Below are 19,782 nucleotides of genomic sequence, written 5' to 3'. Positions count from 1 at the left end.
TGCGGGAATAGCTCAGTTGGTAGAGCGCAACCTTGCCAAGGTTGAGGTCGCGAGTTCGAGCCTCGTTTCCCGCTCCATGATTTCCGGCATGGCATCCGGAAACGCCTTCGATGGCGGGGTAGCAAAATGGTTATGCAGCGGATTGCAAATCCGTCTATGCCGGTTCGATTCCGACCCCCGCCTCCAGATTCAAGCCCGTAAATCAACGATTTACGGGCTTTTCACGTTCAGCTCTCCTGTTTTCATCAAAACACAGGCTTCTCCTGCTGGGCGATCGGGAAAAGTGGTGGGGCATGCACTGGTGATCCGTTTGGGTTGCCGAGTGAATGAATCACGGGTATCAGGAACATGCCTCGGGTAGCGATCAGCAGATCAGGGCATGTCTGCAACGCAGTGCGGATCATCGGATACCGGGCCTCGTGCCACGTCACTTCGTTCTCTTTGTGTGGTGCCGGCGTTGTCGTCTGACGCGGAGTTTGCCGGTAAATACCTGCTTCTGGCCCCGTGGATGCCGTATTACGACCTTCAGCTGACGAAAACAATATTCTTGATGCTCTCAAGGGTTTCCGGGCTGGTTCCTGTTATTGGTGATCCGGCCATCAGGTATGACACTGCCTCACGCCTCTGATGCGATGGTTGCGGGTCAGGCAAGTCAACATCCCGGGCTCCGGAGGAAATCTGTCATTTCCGGAGCCCGTTCAAGGAGTGGTCACGGGGTGGTGTGAAAGGTAAGACGGTCTGTCAATCCGTGACGACTTTCCATGTCATGGAAATTACCGGGTTTTGAATTCGGCTACCGAATTGTCGAGCTGATTGGCCAACTGCTTCATCTTTTCCGCTACTTCCTTGTTCTTTTGCATGGCACTCAGGGCCTCTTCTGTTTTAACGGAAATGGTCTCGACATGCTTCAACAAGTCGTCGGCATTGGCAATTTGCTGGTCGACAACTGCAATTACCTTTTCAGCGCTTTCCAGGGAACTCCTGGCATGCGTATGGATTTGCCCCAGTTTTTGCTGTGCTCCATTAGCCAGCTCCAGCCCCCTTTTGACTTGAGGGGTCACATGTTCCATTTTTTGGACGGCGGTGGCTGTTTCTTCTCCAATGACGGAAATTACAGCAGAGATTTCTGATGTGGCATGCCCGGTTTTTTCGGACAGCAAACGCACTTCGTCTGCTACCACGGCAAAGCCACGTCCATTTTCACCTGCCCGGGCGGCTTCGATTGCTGCATTCAAAGCCAGCAGGTTGGTCTGGTCGGCAATCTCGCGAATCACGTTGGCAATTTTTCCGATATCTGAAGTCTTTTCATGCAGTACTTTGATCTGATTGACCGAGTCATTCAGGACTTCAAATATTTTCTCAATTTCAGTGGTGGACTCTGCCATCACTTTAACGCCGTCTTCAGAGAGCTGTTCCGTCAGTGACGAATTTTCTTCTGTCAGGCGGGCCATGGAGGAAATGACCATCACGCCCTCGTGCATTTCCTTGATGTTCCTGTTGGATTTTTCCGTCAGGACATGCTGGGTTTTGGCAGCTTCATATGCCAGTTCAGAGCTGGCTTCGACTTCGACCGCCCGTCGCAGGATATCGTCAGAGCCGGACTTGATGGTGAACAGCTCGTTCTTGAGTTTTTCCTGCATCGTGTAGATGGCAGCCAGTACGCTGCCGTTTCTTGAGGCAACCGAGTCTGCCGTCAGGTCTCCGGATGCAATCCGGTTGACCACTCTGGCTGCATTTGCCGGTTCTCCTCCAAGGTTGTCAAACAGGTTCTTGATGATCAGGTAAGCCACGGCAATTCCGAACAGTGCTGTCACGATGCTCAGTGTCAGCATCAGGCTGGCAAAATCATCAGCAATTTTTTTTGCCTCGTCGGTGAGCCTGGAGTTTTTGCTTTCCTGAAAATCAATGAACTGGTTGATATTTTTCAGCCAGTCAACAAAAAGTGGTGCTGCCGAACTGGTCAATATCATCTGTGCATTGGCATTGTCGTCATTTGCAATGGCCGAGATGATTGATTTGATGACAGGTGCAGTATCCTTTTCCGACCGGACAATTTTTTCAAGCATGCTCTTTTCTTCATCGGAGAGCTGGCTGCTCCGGGCTTCCATTTCTTTCATGCCGGTTGCTGCCTGCTGGTAGGCATTGTCGAGCCTGCCGATTTCTTCCGTGATTTTCTGTGAGCTGGCCTTGTCCATCAGGACCAGGTCCCGCACGGCAATGGAACGGTCATGGACACTGCCCCGGAAATTGATCGCATACCGCTGTTTGACTGCTGTTACCGAGGTGATTTCGGTGAGGATGCCGTTTATTTTGTTTACGGTATGCATGCCGACTGCCGTCAATAATGCCATTAGCATTATCAGGACGCCGAAACCCAAAACCAATTGTGCCTTGACTGTTTTGAACATCTTTCCCACCAATTTGACCTTCGTCTTGTATTTGTTGAGTTTCAGCCAAAAATATCCACAAGGCAATGCCATGCACCGGCTTTTACCGATATGTTTTTATTCCGTGGTTTGAAACGTCATTACCGGCATTGATGTAAAAGAAACGGATCACAACATGGGCATGTTTTTCCTGAACCAGGAATGTCGGTTTGCTTTCCCGGTCTGGAGGACGTGCCGTCTTCCGGGCGTGGTTTTCTGTGTGCTGTCCTGAGTAGAGGCGTGGGTACGGCAGTGTGCCGGGCAACATGGGGTCGGCGTGGCGGTTCTAGATGCGCTTTGTCCGGTTGACCAGGGTCAGCATGCCCAGCGCGACAACGATCAGGATCATGCCACCGCCCTCGGCAGGGCTGGGCTGCTCTCCGGTGTGGATCCATGCCGCCATCAGGGAAACGCACGGCAGGACCAGGATGTTGAGGCTGGCCGTGCCGGCCGAAAGCCGGGACAGCAGGATGCTCCACAGCCACCAGCCCACCCCGCCGGCCAGACATCCTACATAAACCAGAATCCACAAGAGCGGCCATTGCCATACGACCGGTTGTGCATCCATCAAGGCCCACAGGGCCATCAGCAAGGGAATCGCCCAGACCATTTGCCAGAATGTCAGTGACAGCGGACTGGTGGCATGACGCTTTGCCAGTTTTTTGATCAGGATGGCACTGATGGCCCAGCTGATTCCGCTGGCCAGGTCCAGCCAGCTGGACAGGCTGGCAGCGGACAACTGCCATGGTTCCAGTACCAGGAACAATCCGGCAAAAGCCAGGGCGATTCCCGCCCATTGCCAGCCGCGGATGTGTTCGCCCAGAAAGACCCTCGCAAAGACCAGCGTCCAGAACGGCATGGTGTAGCACAGTACGGATACCTTGCCGGCCCCGCCTGTTTGCAGGGCCATGTTCATCAGGCCGGTAAAGGCCGCCGTCTGGGTGATGCCGATCAGCAGGGTGTAGCGCCATGGCGGCGGGGTGAACGGCTGCTTTCTGGCCCAGAGGATGAGCCCCAGCGTGGCCGCAGCCACCATGGCACGAATGGCTGCCAGCCCAAACGGGCTGGCGTAGGCCATGCCTGCCTTGGTGACCAGCCAGTTGTAGCCCCAGATGCCCCACAGGAAAACCAGCAGGGCACCGTCAACGAGCTGTTTTTTTGTGGCCTGGTTCATGCGTGTTCCTGTTCATCCAGGTGGGCTTCAGCCTGGTTTCAGGCAGAATCAACCCGAAAGCATATGTTGTGCTGGTGGCTCGCATAAGATGGCCGGCGGTTTTCTGTACGACCCCTTCGCAACTGCCATGGCAGTCATCGCCAACTGGGTCGCGACATGAGCCGGGGCGTGGCAGATTGCCGGCTGGCGGCCGTGATGCAACGGCCGGGTCCGGTCCGGGTGGCAAGGACCGGTCTGGCTGCAAACCGGCGGAAGAGGCCGGTACTCCGGCTGGTGCGGTGGCAAGTGCCGGGCAGATGGTTCGTATGCTGGTGACGGATGGCCGGGGCAGGGGGCGGGGAGGTTGCAAGTGCAGATCTGTTTTTTTGGCGACAGCTTTACCCACGGAGTCGGTGATCCGGCCGGATTGGGCTGGCGTGGACGAGTGGTCCGGCGCCTGATCGGGGTACGGCCGGACGTGACGGCGTACGACCTCGGTATCCGGCGCAATACCAGTGCCGATATCCTGTTGCGCTGGGAGTCCGAGGCACGGGCCCGGCTGGCGCCGGGGCAAGTGCACCGGCTGGTGTTTGGTTTCGGGAGCAATGACTGTGCCGATGACGGTACCGGAAGAGGCCGTGTTTCCCGGTCAGACACCTTGCGTAATGCCCGCTCCATGCTGTCCCGGGCTGTAGAGGTCGCGCCGACGCTTCTGATCGGTCCGCCCCCAGTCCTGGATGACGTGGCGGCGGACCGGCGCATGGCCGGACTGGAGCCGGAGCTACGGGGCGTGGCTGAAGAGTTCGGGGTGCCTTTCCTGCCGGTATTTCACCGGCTGGCAACAGAGCCCGCCTGGACTGCCGGTGCGGCTGCCGGTGACGGTACGCACCCGGACGGAAACGGGTACCGGTTTCTGGCCGACTGCATCTGGAACTGGCCGGCATTCCGGGAATGGGCAGGGCTCCTTCCCGTGGATGTTGCATGAGGCTGCCGACGTGGCCTGGCCAGTGTCCGCTCCGGGCATGTGCTGAGCCAGTAAAGTCCGCCGGTGAAAGCGGCTGGTGTCCGTGGTGGTGTCATCGGGTGGTTTACGGCGCGGCTTTGCTGAATGTCGCTGCTTTTGTGCCGGTGCTCATTCTTCCGGATTGTGTGAGCAGAACGGTACCGGTTGCGACAGCAGGAGCATTGCCGGCAGCCGCCGTGCTGGAGCCCGGGTGAGGTGTGGCTTTGCTTGCTGCCAGATCCGCTGTGCCATGGCCATGTCCGGGAATGACCTGATGTATCAGGCAACCTGGTTTGCCGGCATGGCGCAAGGTGTGGCGGGCCTTTGTCATGCCGGAAGCGCGAAGGCTGGCAGGGGATGGATTGCCTGTGTCAGGTCACGTTTGTCGGTGATCTGCCGTTTTTGCCGCCCGTTTGTGCCTGTTGTCCCAAGTTCGTCCTTGCACCCCGTTGCAAACCGCCTTAGTCTCGCCGCGCCGGCCCGCCTTAGCGGGCCGTGCCGCTTTGCAAACCCGCCCGAACCTGCACGATGAACCCTGTCCGTATCCTGTCGGTCATCCCGCCGATGACGCAGCTCAACACGCCTTACCCGTCAACGGCCTACCTGACCGGCTTTTTGCGCGAGCAGGGTTTTGATGCACGCCAGACCGATCTGGCGCTCGCGCTGGTGCTGCGCCTTTTCAGCCGTGACGGGCTGGCCCGGTTGCGCGAGCAGGCGCTGGCCTTGCCGGCCAGGTCACGCACTGCGCAAATCGAGCATTTCCTGTCTGCATACGAGGATTACGAGGCGACCATCGCCCCGGTCCTTGCATTCCTGCAAGGGCGCGATCCGACCCTGGCGCACCGCATTGCCAGCCGCACGCTGTTGCCGGAGGGCGCGCGCTTTGCTGCCATCGATGCCTATGCTGATCCGGAAATGCCCGAGGCAGATCCGCTGGCATGGGCGTTTGGCGCACTGGGCAGTCATGACCGCGCGCGGCACATCGCCACGCTGTATCTGGACGATCTGGCCGACGTGCTACGCGATGCGGCCGACAGCCGCTTCGAGTTTGTCCGTTATGCCGAGAGCCTGGCACTGAGCCAGGGCTCGTTCGACCCGCTGGCCAAGGCACTGGCAGCCCGTCCTACGTTGGTAGACGAGATGCTGGCACAGTTGACGGCCGAAACGCTGGAACAGCACGCGCCCGACGTGGTGCTGTTGTCCGTGCCGTTTCCCGGCTCGGTGTATGCGGCGTTCCGTATTGCCCAGACCATCCGCCGGCTGCGTCCGCAGGTCAGGATCGTGCTCGGCGGCGGCTACGTGAATACCGAGCTGCGCTCGCTGGCCGAGCCGCGCGTGTTCGACTGCTTTGATTTTGTCACCCTGGATGACGGGGAGCGGCCACTGCTGGCGCTGCTGGATTATCTCGCCGGCCGGCGTTCGCGCGAGCGGCTGGTGCGTACTTATGTCCGCGAGGACGGGCGGGTGCGCTACGTGAATTTTCCCGAGCCGGACGTGCCGTTCAGCGAAACCGGTACGCCGACCTGGGTCGGGCTGCCGATCGGTGACTATCTGGGCCTGATCGACATGCTCAACCCGATGCACCGGCTGTGGTCGGACGGGCGCTGGAACAAGCTGACCATTGCCCACGGTTGCTACTGGAAGAAGTGCAGTTTTTGCGATGTGTCGCTCGATTACATTTCGCGGTACGAGACGGCGAATGCCTCGCTGCTGGCTGACCGCATCGAGGCGATCATCGCTGAAACCGGGCAGACCGGCTTTCATTTTGTCGATGAGGCGGCGCCACCGAAAATGTTGCGTGCACTGGCGGAGGAGCTGATCCGTCGCCGGCTGGTGATTACCTGGTGGGGCAATATCCGCTTTGAAAAGTCGTTTGATGCCGGACTGTGCCGGTTGCTGGCGCAGAGCGGTTGCATTGCGGTGTCGGGCGGGCTGGAGGTGGCGTCTGACCGCTTGCTCAAGCTGATGAAGAAAGGCGTGTCAGTTGATCAGGTAGCTCGGGTGACGCGCGACTTCACCGAGGCCGGCATTCTGGTGCATGCCTACCTGATGTACGGTTTTCCGACGCAAACGGTGCAGGACAGCGTGGATGCGCTGGAGTACGTGCGGCAGCTCTTTGATGCCGGCTGTATCCAGTCCGGCTATTTTCACCGTTTTGCCTGCACCATCCATTCGCCGGTCGGGCAGCATCCGGATGAATACGGGGTAACGCTGAAGCCGCTGCCGTTTGCCGGTTTCGCGCAGAATGATGTCGGCTTTACCGACCCGACCGGCACTGACCATGCGGCGATGGGGCGCGCCATGTCCAAGGCGCTGTACAACTACATGCACGGCATTGGCCTCGACTGGGACGTGCGGCGCTGGTTTGACGTGCGGGTGCCCAAGACCCTGGTGGCGCGCCGTTTTGTCGAGCGTGCGCTGGCGCGGGTCTAGGTTGCGGCCGGCCCGGCGTGCATGGCTAGGCAGGGGAGGCGGGCTTTGTTCCGGTGCTGTCTGGTCTGAAGTCCGTGGTACATTGCCTGTCCAGTTTCCGGCAGGAGGAATGCCATGAGTGCACCGGTCAAACCGTTGGTTACGCTTGATGATCTCGACAGGCTCGACATTCGTTGCGGCACGATCACTGCGGTCAATGATGTACCCAGGTCGGACAAAGTAGTTCAGCTGCTGGTCGATTTCGGGGATTTCAGCCGGAGCATCCTGTGCGGCATCAAGCAGGAACGACCTGATCTTGCCGCGCTGGTGGGGCAGCAGGCGCTGTTTGTGGTGAACCTTGCACCCCGGAAGATCTGTGGCGTGCAGTCTGAAGGCATGATGTTCGATATCGGGTACGCTGACGGAGTGTTGCCGTCGGCGCTGGCCCGGCCTGAGTTTCCGGTGCCGAACGGTGTGCGTGCCGGATAGGTCGCTGCAGAGAGGTGTGAAAGGCCGTGCGGGGAAACCGTACGGCTTTTTGCTGGCCGCTGCGTCTGCGTGAGGGCAGCAGCAGATTTGGCCGTGTCACCAGTCATGCCCCGGTTTGATGGGTGTGACGGCTGAGCAAAAACGACGGGCAACAAAAAAGCCAACCTGAAGAGGCTGGCTTTTTTGCTTAATTATGGTGCCCAGGAGAAGACTCGAACTTCCACGATGTTGCCATCGCTAGGACCTGAACCTAGTGCGTCTACCAATTCCGCCACCTGGGCATTTGTTCGGACAAGCCAAGCAATACTCGGCTAGAATGTCCATTCAGTTTTGTGTTGGTGCCCAGGAGAAGACTCGAACTTCCACGATGTTGCCATCGCTAGGACCTGAACCTAGTGCGTCTACCAATTCCGCCACCTGGGCCAACTCAATCGCAACCTGCGTCGCGCTGAACTGAGACGCGAATTATAAGCATTCCTCAGAGGCTGTCAATGGGTCATCACAAGAAAAAAACACAATCTTCTGTTTTGCGGGATCGCGATCCCTATCTGGAGCGGGAAAAACAAAAATATTCCAATCCGCTGCCGAGCCGGGAATACGTGCTGGACTTGCTGCGGGATGCCGGCTCCCCGCTTTACGCGGAAGAGCTCGGCCACATGCTGGGCATCCGTGATGATGAATGGACATTCTTTACCCGTCGCCTGCGGGCGATGGAGCGGGACGGTGAAGTCATCGTCAACCGCAAGGGTGCGATCTGCATCGCCGACAAGCTGGACCTGATCCGCGCGCGCATCATCGGCCACCGCGACGGCTTCGGTTTTGCCAAGCCGGATGACGGTTCGGCCGACCTCTTCCTGTCCGAGCGCGAGATGGGGCGCGTGCTGCATGGCGACCGCGTCATGGTGCGCGAAACCGGCACCGACCGGCGCGGCCGGCGCGAAGGCAAGATCGTCGAGGTGCTGGAACGGGTCAACCAGACCGTGGTCGGGCGCCTGCAACGCGAACGGGGCGTGATGTTCGTCGTGCCGGAAGACCGGCGCATCAACCAGGACATCCTTGTCGAACCGGGCGGTGATGCCGGTGCCAGATCCGGTCAGGTGGTGGTGGTGGAAATCCTGGCGCAGCCGCAGCGTTACGCCAAGCCGATCGGCCGCATCCTCGAGGTACTGGGCGATTACGCCGATCCGGGCATGGAAATCGAAATCGCCCTGCGCAAGCACGCCCTGCCGTACGAATTTTCCGCTGCCGCACTCAAGCAGGCCGGCAAGACGCCCGACAAGGTGCGCAAGAAAGACTGCAAGGGCCGGGTCGACCTGCGCGAACTGCCCTTGGTCACCATTGACGGCGAAACCGCCCGCGACTTTGACGACGCCGTGTTTGCCGAGCCTTCGGGCAAAGGCTGGCGCCTCGTGGTGGCCATTGCCGACGTCAGCCACTATGTCGAGCCGGGCGATGCCCTGGATGTCGATGCCTTTGACCGCGGCAACTCGGTGTACTTCCCGCGCCGGGTGATCCCGATGCTGCCCGAAGCGCTCAGCAACGGCATCTGCTCGCTCAATCCCGATGTCGAACGCCTGTGCATGGTGTGCGACATGCAGATCGGCCCCAAAGGCAAGGTCAAATCGTTCGATTTCTACCCGGCAGTGATGCGCTCGCGGGCCCGCCTGACCTACACCCAGGTCTGGCAATGGATCGAATCCGGTGAGCCGCACGCCCTCAAGCCGCAGATCGACACCCTGTACGCACTCTTCAAGGTCCTGCTGGCCGAACGCGAGTCGCGCGGCGCTATCGACTTTGACACTATCGAAACCCAGATGCTGTTCAACGAGCAGGGCAAGATCGACCGCATCGTGCCGGTGGTCCGCAATGATGCCCACCGGCTGATCGAGGAATGCATGCTGGCCGCCAACGTATGCGCCGCTGCCTTCCTCAAAAAGCATCGCCAGCCCTGCCTGTACCGGGTTCACGAAGGGCCGACGCCGGAAAAACTGGAAAAACTGCGCGCCTTCCTGCATCTGGCCGGCCTGTCGCTGGGCGGCGGAGACAGTCCGACCGCCAAGGACTACGCCCTGCTGGCCGCCCAGGTCCGCACCCGGCCCGATGCCGCCGTGTTGCAGACCATGCTGCTGCGCTCGCTGTCGCAGGCCGTGTACACCCCTGACAACATTGGTCACTTCGGATTGGCTTACCCGGCCTACACCCACTTCACCAGTCCGATCCGGCGCTATCCCGACCTGCTGGTGCACCGCGCCATCAAGGCCGTGCTGCAAGGCGAAAAATACAAACCGGAACGCAAGTGGCCGGAGTTGGGCGAACACTGCTCGATGACCGAGCGCCGGGCCGACGAAGCCACCCGCGACGTGGAAAACTGGCTCAAGTGCTACGCCATGCGCGACAAGGTCGGCGAAGTGTTTACCGGCACCATCAGCTCGGTCACGGCGTTTGGCGTTTTTGTCCTGCTGGACCAGTTCTACATCGAGGGGCTGGTGCACATTTCCGAACTGGGACGGGACTACTTCCATTACCGGCAGGAAATCCAGGCCATCGTCGGCGAAAAAAGCGGCGTCCGCTACGCACAGGGCGATGCGGTCACGGTCCGCGTGGCGCGGGTCGACCTGGAAAGCACGCAGATCGATTTTGCCCTGCTGCCGCCCGAAAAGCCGGCAGGCCAGACTCCCGCCGCACCGGCAGCCGAAGCCCCGGCCGGTCGTTCCCGCTCCCGCCGCCCGCCCGCACCGGTTGCTGACACCCCGACCGGAACGGGCAAACCGGCACCAGAAGGACGCAAGACCAAGGCCCGTCCGCCCCGGCGTCGCTGATGACGTAACCCGTCCTGATCCAGGGCACAGACCGGTTCCGGCCCGTGGCCCGGGCCGGTCAACAGCCTGATGGGCGATTGCAGACCGTACACCCCGCATGCCGGGGTGTTTTCCTGCATGCTGTCCGGGCTTTTTTCAGGCTGGCGCCGTCTAGGATGAAAGCTGGATCCTTTTCCGGAGTGCCGGCCCGATGCCAGCTTTTCAGCCCGTTCTGGCGCAGCTCAACCGCGTCATCCTCGGCAAGCCCGATACCGTGCGGCTGGCCCTGACCTGCCTGATTGCCGGCGGCCACCTGCTGCTGGAAGACATCCCTGGCGTGGGCAAGACCACACTGGCACAGGCGCTGGCGCGCTCGCTGGGGCTGGCTTTCCGCCGGGTCCAGTTCACCAGCGACCTGCTGCCGGCCGACCTGACGGGCGTCAACGTCTTTGACCGCAGCAGCGGCCAGTTCCGTTTCGAGCCCGGCCCGCTGTTCAGCCAGCTGGTGCTGGCCGACGAAATCAACCGGGCCTCGCCGCGCACGCAGTCGGCCCTGCTGGAGGCCATGGAAGAACGCCAGGTGTCGGTGGACGGCGTCACCCGCCCGCTGCCCGATCCCTTTGTCGTGATTGCCACCCAGAATCCCGGCGAACAGATCGGCGTCTTTCCCCTGCCCGAGTCACAGCGCGACCGTTTCCTGATGTGCCTGCGGCTGGGCTACCCGGACCCCGAGGCCGAACGGCGCCTGCTGGCCGGCGAAGCACCGTCGGCGCTGCTGGCGCAATTGCTGCCGGTCATGGACGCCTCCGGACTGGCCGAGGCAAGACAGGCGGCTGCCCGGCTCTATGCGGCCCCGGCCTTGCTGGACTATCTGCTGGCCCTGCTGCATGCCAGCCGCGGTGCCGGTGCCCCCGGCCTGTCGCCGCGGGCAGGGCTGGCCGTACTGGCCAGTGCCCGGGTATGGGGCTGGCTGGCCGGGCGCGAGATGGTATTGCCCGAGGACGTGCAGGCGGTGTTTCCCGCCGTGGCGTCCCACCGGCTGGGCGAAGACGGCGAAGCCCGTGCCCGCCATCTGCTGACCCGGATCATGCCGGCATGACTCCCCGGGAAGGTTCGCACACGCTGGGCTGGCAGGGCTTGCGTTGCCTGCCGACGCCAGCGGGCTGGGCCACCCTGGCCCTGGTCGGCGTGCTGGTGCTGCTGGCCCGCTGGACCGGGCTGGATGCCCTGCGTCTGCTGGCGGTCTGGCTGGCAGCCATCCTGCTGGGATCGGTGTGGCTGGCCTGTCGCACCCTGCTGGGCCTGCGGCTGGAATGGGCCGCAGCGCATCCGGTATTTGCCGGGCAACCGGCCGAGTTGCCGGTTGTGCTGGCCAATCCGGCCATGCGCGCACGCACTGGCCTCGCACTGGGCTGGGACGGCCAGCCGGCCGTGGTGCAACTGGCCGTACTGGCAGCGGCCAGCCGGCGTACATGCGGGCTGGACCATTCCACCGGCACACGGGGCTGGCAGCCCCTGCCGCCCTTGCGCATCAGCAGTTGCCAGCCGTTCGGCCTGGTGCGGGCGTGGGCCTGTCTGTCTGGATTGCCGGCCGTGCGGGTGTGGCCCTGTCCGCTGGAATCCGGCCTTCCGCTGGCTGCCGGCAGGCATCCGGGCGGGCAGGGCGATGAATGGCAGGAATTGTTGCCGTGGCGGCCGGGGCAGCCTGCCAGCCGGGTCGCGTGGAAAATCCGGGCGCATGGCGGGCCGCTGGTACAGAGCCGGTTTGGCGACAGCGCGGGACCGGCTGTCGAATGGCTGGACTGGGATGCGTCGCCCGAACCAGACCTCGACCGGCGGGCGGGCCTGCTGGCTGGCCGGGTGGTGCAGCTGGCGCAGCAGCCGGTATCCCTGCGGCTGAGGCTGGCCGGGCGCGAACTGGCCGGCGGTCCGGCCCGCCTGCTGGATGCGCTGGCCGATGCCGGGCGGGAGGCCGCATGAAACCGGACTGGCGACCGGACGGCCGCTGGGCGCTGGGCGCTTATGCGCTGTGGGTGGCCTTGCCGGCCTGGTGGCTGACCTCGTGGTGGGTGGCCGGCTTGCTGCCTTGTGTGGCCGGGCTTTACGGTTTGTTGAAAGAACGCACGCCGCGTGGCGTGCTGCTGGGGTTTTTGCTGCTGACTGCCTTGTGGCTGTGGTGGGGCAAGCCGGTGCTGGCGCCTGCCGACGGGCTGGCTTTTCTGGTGCTGTTGTTCGCAGCCAAGCTGCTGGAATGCCAGGGCGTGCGTGACCTGCGGCTGACCGTGGTGCTGGGCTGGCTGCTGATGGCGGTGTTCTGCCTGTTCCTGCGCTCGGTCTGGCTCTGGCCGTGGCTGGCGGGCTGTGTCGTGTCGGGGCTCTTGTTGCTGGCACGCAGCGTGCAGTCGTCGTGGCGCTGGCAGGCTGTCCGTCCGGGGCTGGCGTGGGTCGTGTTGACCCTGCCGCTGGCCTGGCTGTCGCTGGCATGGTGGCCGGCGGCGACCGGCTGGAATACCGGTGAGGCGGTACGGCGCACCGGGTTGGGGGACAGCCTGTCCCTGGGCAGCATGAGCGCGGTGGTGCGTGATCCGGCGCCGGCCTTTCAGGTGCATTTTGACCACGGTCCGCTGCCGGTGCCGGCCGAACGCTACTGGCGCGCTGACGTGCTATGGCTGTTTGACGGCTGGCGCTGGCTGGCCGGCCGCTCGTTCCTGCCGGTCCGGCTGCAAACAGGTCTGGCCGCCGGGCCGGACGAACGTGCCTATACGGTAGAGCCGCAAGGCATGGCGTTTCCGGATTCGCGCCGGGTGGCGCTGGACTGGCCGCGCACGGCATCCGGTGCGGTGACGCTGGCGGATGGTCAGACCCTGTGGTCCACCACGCCGGACGTACTGCCCTATACGGTGGTGAGTTCCAGCGTGCGGCCGGTGACCGGGCTGCCGGAGTCCGACCGCCTGCGGGCGCTGCAACTGCCGCCAGCCGGCAACGCGCAGGCGCGGGAGTGGGCGCGCCGCCTGCGGGCCGACAGCGGTTCGGACGCCTTGTTCCTGACCCGGCTCCTGCAATTCATCCATACCGCCGGCTTCCGCTACACCTTGCGCCCGCCGCCGCTGTCCGGCGACCTGATCGACCGTTTCTGGTTTGGCACGCGGGCCGGTTTCTGCGAGCACTATGCGGCAGCACTGGCATTCATGGCACGGGCAGCGGGCATTCCGGCGCGGGTGGTGGTGGGCTGGCAGGGCGGCGAGTGGCAACCGGCGGTGCAGCGGCTGGTGGTGCGGCAGGCGGACGCCCATGCCTGGACCGAGGTCTGGCTGGAGGGAGCCGGCTGGCTGCGGCTGGACGGAACCGCCGTGATTGCGCCGGACCGGATCGAGCAGGGGCTGATGGCCAGCCTGTCGTCTGCCGAACGTGACGACATGCCGGGTGGCGGCTGGCACTGGCAGCCGGACTGGGGCGCACCGGCATGGCGTTATGGCTGGTTACCGGCCGGTGCCTGTCTGCTGTGGCTGGGCTGGCGGGGCGTGATGGTCTGGCGGCGGCGCGCCGTACCGGACTGGCCGCGCCTGCAACAGCGGCTGGAACGGCTGGCCGCGCGGGCCGGCTGGCCGCGTCAGCCCGGTGAAGGTGCGCACGACTGGGCGCAGCGCCTGCGGCAGAATGCCCGGCCGCGGCTGGCCGACCAGGTGCAGGCCTATGCCGATTTGCTTTATTGCCCGCCCGCCGGCGATGCCGCCCGGCGGAGCCGGGCCTTGTGGCGGACCCTCGGCCGGGAACGCTGGCGCCTGTGGTGGAACGGACGGAATGCCTGACCGGAGCTAAGGATGAGGGCCGGTAATGCCGGCAGCACCGGACCGGTCATCCGGTGTCGCCATGGTCGGGCGGCTCGCTGGAGGGGCAGCGTAAAGACGGAGTGTTTTGTTGCGCGCCAAACGACGATCTGCTCATTTTCCCTGGTAATCAGGATCGCGCGTTTACCCGGAAACTCTTCTTCGTCCAGAGGGCCGGATGGACTGGCAAAGGCATGCGGAGATGTCATCCGTGGACTGCCGGCATGCTGCGGGCTGTCGCGCGGCGGGAACGGCAAGTCCGGCGTCTGCGGCAGCATGCTGTCCGTGCATCCGGTCCTGATGGCATCGGCGGCAGCGGGCCTGCCGGTGGAAGTGCCGCTCCAGCCTGCTTTGCCACGTTGTGCAACATGGCTGGCGTTACCCGTATTGCCGGGCCGGCCGGGTGTCCGGCAGGTCTGGTTTGCTCTGGATGGTCCGGCTAGGCCGGGAGTGTCGTCATCTTCGGCCCGGTGCGGCAGAGCCGTCCTGTTTCCCGTCTGGTACTTGCCGCGGCGGGACTGCTCCGCCCGGATTCACGGCGCAGAGGGTCGGGGACTGGGGCCGCCTTGCGCACGGATTGCCGGATGGCGCTGCCATGGCCATGATGCAAGGATGTTTGCCTGTGTTGACGGATGAATCCCGATGAACCGACTTGTCTCGCTGACTGCCCTGCTGGGCGAGCGTTGCTGTACCGATGCCGATACCCTGCAACGCTATGGTCTGGACTGGACCCGCTTTTGCCAGCCGGCACCGCTGGCCGTGCTGTTTCCGCAGACTCAGGAAGAAGTGCAGGAAATCGTACGCATTGCCAATCGCGAAGGCCTGCAACTGGTGCCCTCTGGCGGGCGGACCGGTCTGTCCGGCGGGGCTTGCGCCACGGCCGGTGAGGTGGTGGTGTCGCTGGAACGCATGAGCCGCCTGCTGGCGTTTGACGCCACTGACCGCCTGATGACGGTCGAGGCCGGCATGGTGACCGAAACCCTGCAACAGCTGGCCCGCGAGCGCGGGCTGTATTTCCCGGTGGATTTTGCTTCGCGCGGCTCCAGCCAGGTGGGGGGCAACGTAGCGACCAATGCCGGGGGTATCCGGGTGCTGCGCTACGGCATGTTCCGCGACTGGGTAGCCGGGTTGACCGTGGTGACCGGGGCAGGCGAGCTGTTGCAGCTCAATCACGGACTGGTCAAGAACAACACCGGCTACGACCTGCGCCATCTGTTTGTGGGCAGCGAGGGTACGCTCGGGCTGGTGACGGCAGTGACGCTGAAGCTGGCGCGCCCGCCGGCCGACAGCGGCGTGATGCTGTTTGCCGTGCCGCAGCTGGCGGACGTGATGACGGTACTGGCACGTTTCCGGCAGTTTGCCGATCCGCTGGCGTTCGAGTTTTTTTCCGATGCGGCGCTGGCGCAGGTCGAGGCGCGCGGCCATGTGGCCAGTCCGTTCGAGGGACGCTATGGCTACTATGCGCTGGTTGAATACGAACGGATCACGCCGGACGTGGACGAAATGGCCATGACGGCTTTTGCCGGTCTTGCCGGAGAGGGTGTGGTGGCAGATGCCGTGCTGGCCCAGTCGGACGAGCAGGCGCGCCGGCTGTGGCGCTTGCGTGAGGACATCAGCGAATCGATCACGCCGCGCACGCCCTACAAGAACGACATTGCCGTGCATCCGTCGCAGGTACCGGCCTTTGTGGCCGAGCTGGATACCTTGCTGGCACGGGAATATCCCGGTTTCGAAGTGGTGTGGTTCGGCCATATCGGTGACGGCAACCTGCACGTGAATGTCCTGCGTCCGCCGGAGCTGACGGTCGAGGCGTTCCGGCAGGCCTGCGAGCGGGTCAATGCGCTGGTGTTCGGTCTGGTGGCAGCCTACAACGGCAGTATGTCGGCCGAGCATGGCGTGGGCCTGCTGAAGGCGCCCTACCTGGCGGTCAGCCGCAGTCCGGAAGAAATTGCGCTGATGCGGGGCATCAAGGCCGTTTTTGATCCGCGCGGCGTGATGAATCCCGGCAAGCTCATTGCCTAAAAAATAATCAGTATCGGGTTTTTGCCGGTATATCAGCGAATTACCTGACTTTTCCACAGTTTTCCTACAGCAACATCCACCCCGGCTGGGGGAAATTCACAGGCAGGTCTGCAAGCGTGGACAGGCTGTGGACAACCCTGCCGGCCAACCGGAGTGTCAATATGTTCAAGGAGTTCCGCGAGTTTGCCATGCGTGGCAACGTGATCGACCTGGCCGTGGGCGTGGTGATCGGCGCCGCCTTTGGCTCCATCGTCAAATCGCTGGTGGACGACATCATCATGCCGCCGATCGGCCTGCTGATCGGCAAGGTCAATTTTGCCGATCTGTTCATCACCCTGAAGGCGGGTGCCACGCCCGGCCCCTACGCCACAGTGGCGGCCGCCAAGGCTGCCGGGGCGGTGACAATGAATGTGGGGCAGTTCATCAACTCGGTAGTGAGTTTTGTCCTGATTGCCTTCTCGGTGTTCCTGCTGGTGAAGGTGGTCAATCGCCTGTACCAGAAAAAGGACGCGGCCGCGCCGGCTCCGGCCACCCGTGACTGCCCGTTCTGCGCGACGGCGATTCCGCTGGCGGCCACCCGCTGTCCGCATTGCACGTCGCAGGTGCCGCCAGCGGACTGAAGCGGTGCGGGACAGGGTAAACGATTTGACGTCTTTGCCGGGCCGGGCTTAGGCTTGCAGGCTGCACGGAATGTGCATGCATGCTTCCCGTTTCCCGTTTCCGGTTTCCGACGGCCTGCCCAAGGGCAGGCCGTCCGTTTTTGCCCGTGTCCCGCCCTCATGACCACACCCCGTACTCCCGGCCGTCTGGCCAACCTGTTGCTGCTCCTGGCCCTGTGGGGGGTCTGGGGGTACAACTGGGTCGTCACCAAGGAAGGCCTCAACTATGCCGGCCCGTTTGCGCTGGCGGTCGGCCGTTCGGTGCTGGCCGTGGCAACGCTGGGCCTCGTGTTGCTGCTGAGCGGTCGCTCGCTGCGGCCACCGCCATGGCGGCCGACCCTGTTGATTGCCCTGACCCAGACGGCAGGCTTTACCGCACTCACCAACCTTGCCCTGCTGTTTGGCGGTGCCGGCAAGGTGTCGGTGCTGTGCTATACCATGCCGTTCTGGACGCTGCTGTTTGCGTGGGTGTTTCTTGGCGAGCGGGTACGCGGCTGGCAGTGGCTGGGGGTCGGGCTGGCGCTGGCCGGTCTGGTCCTGATCCTGGAACCGTGGAACCTGACCTCCGGCAGCATCTCCAACTGGCTGGCGCTGGCAGGCGGCATCTGCTGGGCAGCCAGTGCCATCCTGATCAAGCGCATGCGGCGGCAAGGACCGGTGGACCCGCTGGGACTGACGTTCTGGCAGATGGTCTGGGGTACGCTGCCGCTGACGGCCCTGTGGTGGATGATGCCGGGGCCGCCGGTGGTATGGGGCTGGCCGCTGCTGCTGGTGCTGCTGTTTGCGGGCTGTCTGGCCGGCGGACTGGGCTGGCTGGTGTGGACGCTGCTGCTGTCCCGCCTGTCGGCCGGCACCGCCAGCCTGAACATTCTGGCCATCCCTGGTGTGGCCGTTCTGGCGGCCTGGCTGCAACTGGGCGAAGTGCCCGACATGTTTGAATCAATCGGCATGCTGCTGATTGCCCTGGCGCTGGCTGTGCTGGCGTTCCTGACCATCAAGGGCGAGCGCCGCCTGAAAGGCCTGGCGCAAGCCCGTCCGGAGAAATGCAAATGAACGATCTGAGCCGCGAACTGTCGATGACGGTGCTGATGACGCCGGACATGGCCAATTTTTCCGGCAACGTGCACGGCGGGGCCATCCTGAAACTGCTGGACCAGGTGGCGTATGCCTGTGCGGCACGCTATGCCGGCCAGTATGTGGTGACGCTGTCGGTGGATCAGGTGACCTTCAAGCAGCCCATCCATGTGGGCGAGATGGTGAGCTTCCTGGCCAGTGTCAATTACGTGGGCCGTTCGTCGATGGAAATCGGCATCAAGGTGATTGCCGAAAACATCCATGACCGCGTCGTGAGGCACACCAACAGCTGCTATTTCACCATGGTGGCCGTCGACGGCCATGGCCGTCCGGTGGCGGCGCCGGTTTTCACGCCGCAAAATGCGACCGAACAGTGCCGCTGGGATGCCGCGCTCAAGCGCAAGGCCGCCCGCCAGGCGCTTGCCAGCCGCGCCTGAGCGCGCCGGGCTGCTAGAATCGCGCCTGTTTACGCTAGTCTGTCGTCCTGCTCCCTGAACCGGAGCAGGCATTTTCCGGAAAGTCTTACCTGCCATGCTCGACATCCAACTGCTCCGCACCCAGCTTGATACCGTGGCGGCCCGTCTGGCCGCCCGTGGTTATACGCTCGACACTGAGGCGTTCACCGCGCTTGAAAACGAACGCAAGGCGCTGCAAACCCGTACGCAAGACCTGCAGGCCCGCCGCAACAGCCTGTCCAGGCAGGTGGGCGAAGCCAAGCGCCGCGGTGAGGATGCTTCGGCGGTGCTCGCTGAAGTGTCCGGTCTCGGTGACGAACTGAAAGCCAACGAAGCCGCGCTGGAAGGCTTGCAGGGCCGTCTGGCCGAGCTGTTGCAGGCCATTCCCAACCTGCCGCACGAATCGGTGCCGGTGGGTCGGGACGAAACCGGCAACGTTGAAATCCGCCGGGTGGGCGTGCCGCGCAGCTTCGATTTCCAGGTGAAGGATCACGTCGACATCGGTACGCCGCTGGGGCTGGACGCCGAAACCGGCGCCAAGCTTTCGGGAGCCCGCTTTACCGTATTGCGCGGCCAGATGGCCCGCCTGCACCGGGCGCTGGCGCAGTTCATGCTGAACACCCACGCCGACGAACACGGCTACACCGAGGTCTACACCCCGTACATGGTCAACGCGACCAGCATGTATGGCACCGGCCAGCTGCCGAAGTTCGAGGAGGACCTGTTCCGTGTGCCGCGCGGTGACGAAAACTTCTATCTGGTGCCGACGGCCGAAGTGCCGGTGACCAACTTCGTGCGCGATGAAATCGTCAAGGCAGCCGACCTGCCGCTGCGCTATGTCGCCCATACCCCGTGCTTCCGCTCCGAAGCCGGTGCCTATGGCCGTGATACCCGCGGCATGATCCGCCAGCACCAGTTCGACAAGGTGGAGCTGGTACAGGTCGTGCGTCCGGAAGAATCGCTCAATGCGCTGGAAACCCTGACCGGTCACGCCGAAACCATCCTGAAAAAACTCGGTTTGCCGTATCGCGTCATCGTGCTGTGCACGGGCGACATGGGTTTTGGCAGCCAGAAGACCTACGACATCGAGGTGTGGCTGCCGGCGCAGGACACTTACCGCGAAATTTCCAGCTGCTCGAGCATGGGAGATTTCCAGGCGCGCCGCATGCAGGCCCGTTTCAAGGACGAGGCCGGCAAGAACCAGCTGGTGCATACCCTGAACGGATCGGGTCTGGCGGTCGGCCGTACGCTGGTGGCAGTGCTGGAAAACTACCAGAATGCCGACGGCTCGGTGACGGTGCCGGAAGTGTTGCGTCCGTACATGGGCGGGCTGGAGAAACTGCTGCCGCAGGGCTGAGCCCTGCCGGCTTGCGTTTGTCCGGCTGAAACGGGCCGCCCGGTAGGGCGGCCCGTTTTCATGCGTACTGATTGCCTATAACAGGGGGGTACATGGCTCCGGATCGG

General features: G+C 63.1%; 14 protein-coding genes and 4 tRNA genes. 14 read left to right on the top strand and 4 right to left on the bottom strand.

Annotation, left to right across the window (positions count from 1 at the left end; translation table 11 throughout):
- The first annotated feature begins 1 nt into the window (after position 1).
- A tRNA-Gly gene (locus tag G542_RS0115120) sits at positions 2-77 on the top strand.
- A 35-nt stretch (positions 78-112) separates the two neighbouring features.
- Positions 113-186: transfer RNA gene (locus G542_RS0115115), tRNA-Cys, on the top strand.
- A gap of 587 nt (positions 187-773) precedes the next feature.
- On the opposite strand, the gene G542_RS0115105 is transcribed toward G542_RS0115115, so the two are convergent.
- The gene (locus G542_RS0115105; RefSeq protein WP_081666880.1) at positions 774-2,480 is read right to left on the bottom strand and encodes a methyl-accepting chemotaxis protein; all 1,707 of its coding nucleotides are present in this window, start codon (positions 2,478-2,480) and stop codon (positions 774-776) included.
- A gap of 232 nt (positions 2,481-2,712) precedes the next feature.
- Entirely contained in the window at positions 2,713-3,600 is an 888-nt protein-coding gene (locus G542_RS0115100) for a DMT family transporter (RefSeq protein ID WP_027824542.1), read from the bottom strand.
- A 349-nt stretch (positions 3,601-3,949) separates the two neighbouring features.
- Here G542_RS0115100 and G542_RS0115095 point away from each other — a divergent pair, with 349 nt between their 5' ends.
- The 3 genes from G542_RS0115095 (at position 3,950) to G542_RS0115075 (ending at position 7,483) form a co-directional block, all read left to right on the top strand.
- Positions 3,950-4,564, top strand: coding sequence for a GDSL-type esterase/lipase family protein (locus tag G542_RS0115095; RefSeq protein WP_027824541.1), 615 nt, complete (start codon positions 3,950-3,952; stop codon positions 4,562-4,564).
- 546 nt (positions 4,565-5,110) lie between these two features.
- A complete protein-coding gene (locus G542_RS0115085; protein ID WP_027824540.1) occupies positions 5,111-7,015 on the top strand; it encodes a B12-binding domain-containing radical SAM protein in 1,905 nt (634 codons plus the stop codon).
- A 114-nt stretch (positions 7,016-7,129) separates the two neighbouring features.
- On the top strand, positions 7,130-7,483 hold the full coding sequence (locus G542_RS0115075) for a tRNA-binding protein (RefSeq protein WP_012698036.1): 354 nt from the start codon (positions 7,130-7,132) through the stop codon (positions 7,481-7,483).
- 194 nt (positions 7,484-7,677) lie between these two features.
- On the opposite strand, the gene G542_RS0115070 is transcribed toward G542_RS0115075, so the two are convergent.
- Both G542_RS0115070 and G542_RS0115065 read right to left on the bottom strand, forming a co-directional pair.
- Positions 7,678-7,764: transfer RNA gene (locus G542_RS0115070), tRNA-Leu, on the bottom strand.
- Positions 7,765-7,819: 55 nt separating this feature from the next.
- A tRNA-Leu gene (locus tag G542_RS0115065) sits at positions 7,820-7,906 on the bottom strand.
- A 68-nt stretch (positions 7,907-7,974) separates the two neighbouring features.
- Here G542_RS0115065 and rnr point away from each other — a divergent pair.
- From rnr to serS, 9 genes are all read left to right on the top strand, one after another.
- Positions 7,975-10,302, top strand: a complete 2,328-nt coding sequence (gene rnr, locus G542_RS17250) for a ribonuclease R (protein ID WP_051190097.1) — start codon at positions 7,975-7,977, stop codon at positions 10,300-10,302.
- 190 nt (positions 10,303-10,492) lie between these two features.
- Positions 10,493-11,380, top strand: coding sequence for an AAA family ATPase (locus tag G542_RS0115055; RefSeq protein ID WP_027824539.1), 888 nt, complete (start codon positions 10,493-10,495; stop codon positions 11,378-11,380).
- Complete coding sequence (locus tag G542_RS18890) at positions 11,377-12,261, top strand: DUF58 domain-containing protein (protein ID WP_012698033.1); 885 nt, start codon at positions 11,377-11,379, stop codon at positions 12,259-12,261. The genes G542_RS0115055 and G542_RS18890 overlap by 4 nt, the downstream gene beginning before the upstream one ends.
- Positions 12,258-14,090 (top strand): transglutaminase TgpA family protein, encoded by a 1,833-nt coding sequence (locus G542_RS0115045; RefSeq protein ID WP_027824538.1) that lies wholly within the window; start codon positions 12,258-12,260, stop codon positions 14,088-14,090. The genes G542_RS18890 and G542_RS0115045 overlap by 4 nt, the downstream gene beginning before the upstream one ends.
- A 660-nt stretch (positions 14,091-14,750) precedes the next feature.
- Positions 14,751-16,130: an FAD-binding oxidoreductase gene (locus G542_RS0115040; protein WP_027824537.1), complete on the top strand. Its 1,380-nt coding sequence runs from the start codon at positions 14,751-14,753 to the stop codon at positions 16,128-16,130.
- Between the two features lie 161 nt (positions 16,131-16,291).
- Positions 16,292-16,750, top strand: coding sequence for a large-conductance mechanosensitive channel protein MscL (gene mscL, locus G542_RS0115035; protein ID WP_012698029.1), 459 nt, complete (start codon positions 16,292-16,294; stop codon positions 16,748-16,750).
- Between the two features lie 159 nt (positions 16,751-16,909).
- Positions 16,910-17,842 (top strand): DMT family transporter, encoded by a 933-nt coding sequence (locus tag G542_RS0115030; protein WP_027824536.1) that lies wholly within the window; start codon positions 16,910-16,912, stop codon positions 17,840-17,842.
- Entirely contained in the window at positions 17,833-18,300 is a 468-nt protein-coding gene (locus G542_RS0115025) for an acyl-CoA thioesterase (RefSeq protein ID WP_444542739.1), read from the top strand. Before G542_RS0115030 ends, G542_RS0115025 begins: the two co-directional genes overlap by 10 nt.
- A 94-nt stretch (positions 18,301-18,394) precedes the next feature.
- Positions 18,395-19,675, top strand: coding sequence for a serine--tRNA ligase (gene serS, locus G542_RS0115020; RefSeq protein ID WP_027824535.1), 1,281 nt, complete (start codon positions 18,395-18,397; stop codon positions 19,673-19,675).
- The last annotated feature ends 107 nt before the right edge of the window (positions 19,676-19,782 follow it).

Origin of the sequence: Laribacter hongkongensis DSM 14985, from assembly GCF_000423285.1 — a bacterium.
In the GTDB taxonomy this organism is placed as follows: Bacteria; Pseudomonadota; Gammaproteobacteria; order Burkholderiales; family Aquaspirillaceae; genus Laribacter; species Laribacter hongkongensis.
Note: the sequence above shows the minus strand (reverse complement) of the source record. Positions and strands in the feature narration are given on the sequence as shown.

What these genes read in the sequence shown, in the direction of transcription:
- G542_RS0115105 (WP_081666880.1), bottom strand. Translation starts at nt 2,480, where the DNA reads ATGGCATTGCCTTGTGGATATTTTTGGCTGAAACTCAACAAATACAAG.
- G542_RS0115100 (WP_027824542.1), bottom strand. Translation starts at nt 3,600, where the DNA reads ATGAACCAGGCCACAAAAAAACAGCTCGTTGACGGTGCCCTGCTGGTT.
- G542_RS0115085 (WP_027824540.1), top strand. Translation starts at nt 5,111, where the DNA reads ATGAACCCTGTCCGTATCCTGTCGGTCATCCCGCCGATGACGCAGCTC.
- G542_RS0115075 (WP_012698036.1), top strand. Translation starts at nt 7,130, where the DNA reads ATGAGTGCACCGGTCAAACCGTTGGTTACGCTTGATGATCTCGACAGG.
- rnr (WP_051190097.1), top strand. Translation starts at nt 7,975, where the DNA reads ATGGGTCATCACAAGAAAAAAACACAATCTTCTGTTTTGCGGGATCGC.
- G542_RS0115055 (WP_027824539.1), top strand. Translation starts at nt 10,493, where the DNA reads ATGCCAGCTTTTCAGCCCGTTCTGGCGCAGCTCAACCGCGTCATCCTC.
- G542_RS18890 (WP_012698033.1), top strand. Translation starts at nt 11,377, where the DNA reads ATGACTCCCCGGGAAGGTTCGCACACGCTGGGCTGGCAGGGCTTGCGT.
- G542_RS0115045 (WP_027824538.1), top strand. Translation starts at nt 12,258, where the DNA reads ATGAAACCGGACTGGCGACCGGACGGCCGCTGGGCGCTGGGCGCTTAT.
- G542_RS0115040 (WP_027824537.1), top strand. Translation starts at nt 14,751, where the DNA reads ATGAACCGACTTGTCTCGCTGACTGCCCTGCTGGGCGAGCGTTGCTGT.
- mscL (WP_012698029.1), top strand. Translation starts at nt 16,292, where the DNA reads ATGTTCAAGGAGTTCCGCGAGTTTGCCATGCGTGGCAACGTGATCGAC.
- G542_RS0115030 (WP_027824536.1), top strand. Translation starts at nt 16,910, where the DNA reads ATGACCACACCCCGTACTCCCGGCCGTCTGGCCAACCTGTTGCTGCTC.
- G542_RS0115025 (WP_444542739.1), top strand. Translation starts at nt 17,833, where the DNA reads ATGCAAATGAACGATCTGAGCCGCGAACTGTCGATGACGGTGCTGATG.
- serS (WP_027824535.1), top strand. Translation starts at nt 18,395, where the DNA reads ATGCTCGACATCCAACTGCTCCGCACCCAGCTTGATACCGTGGCGGCC.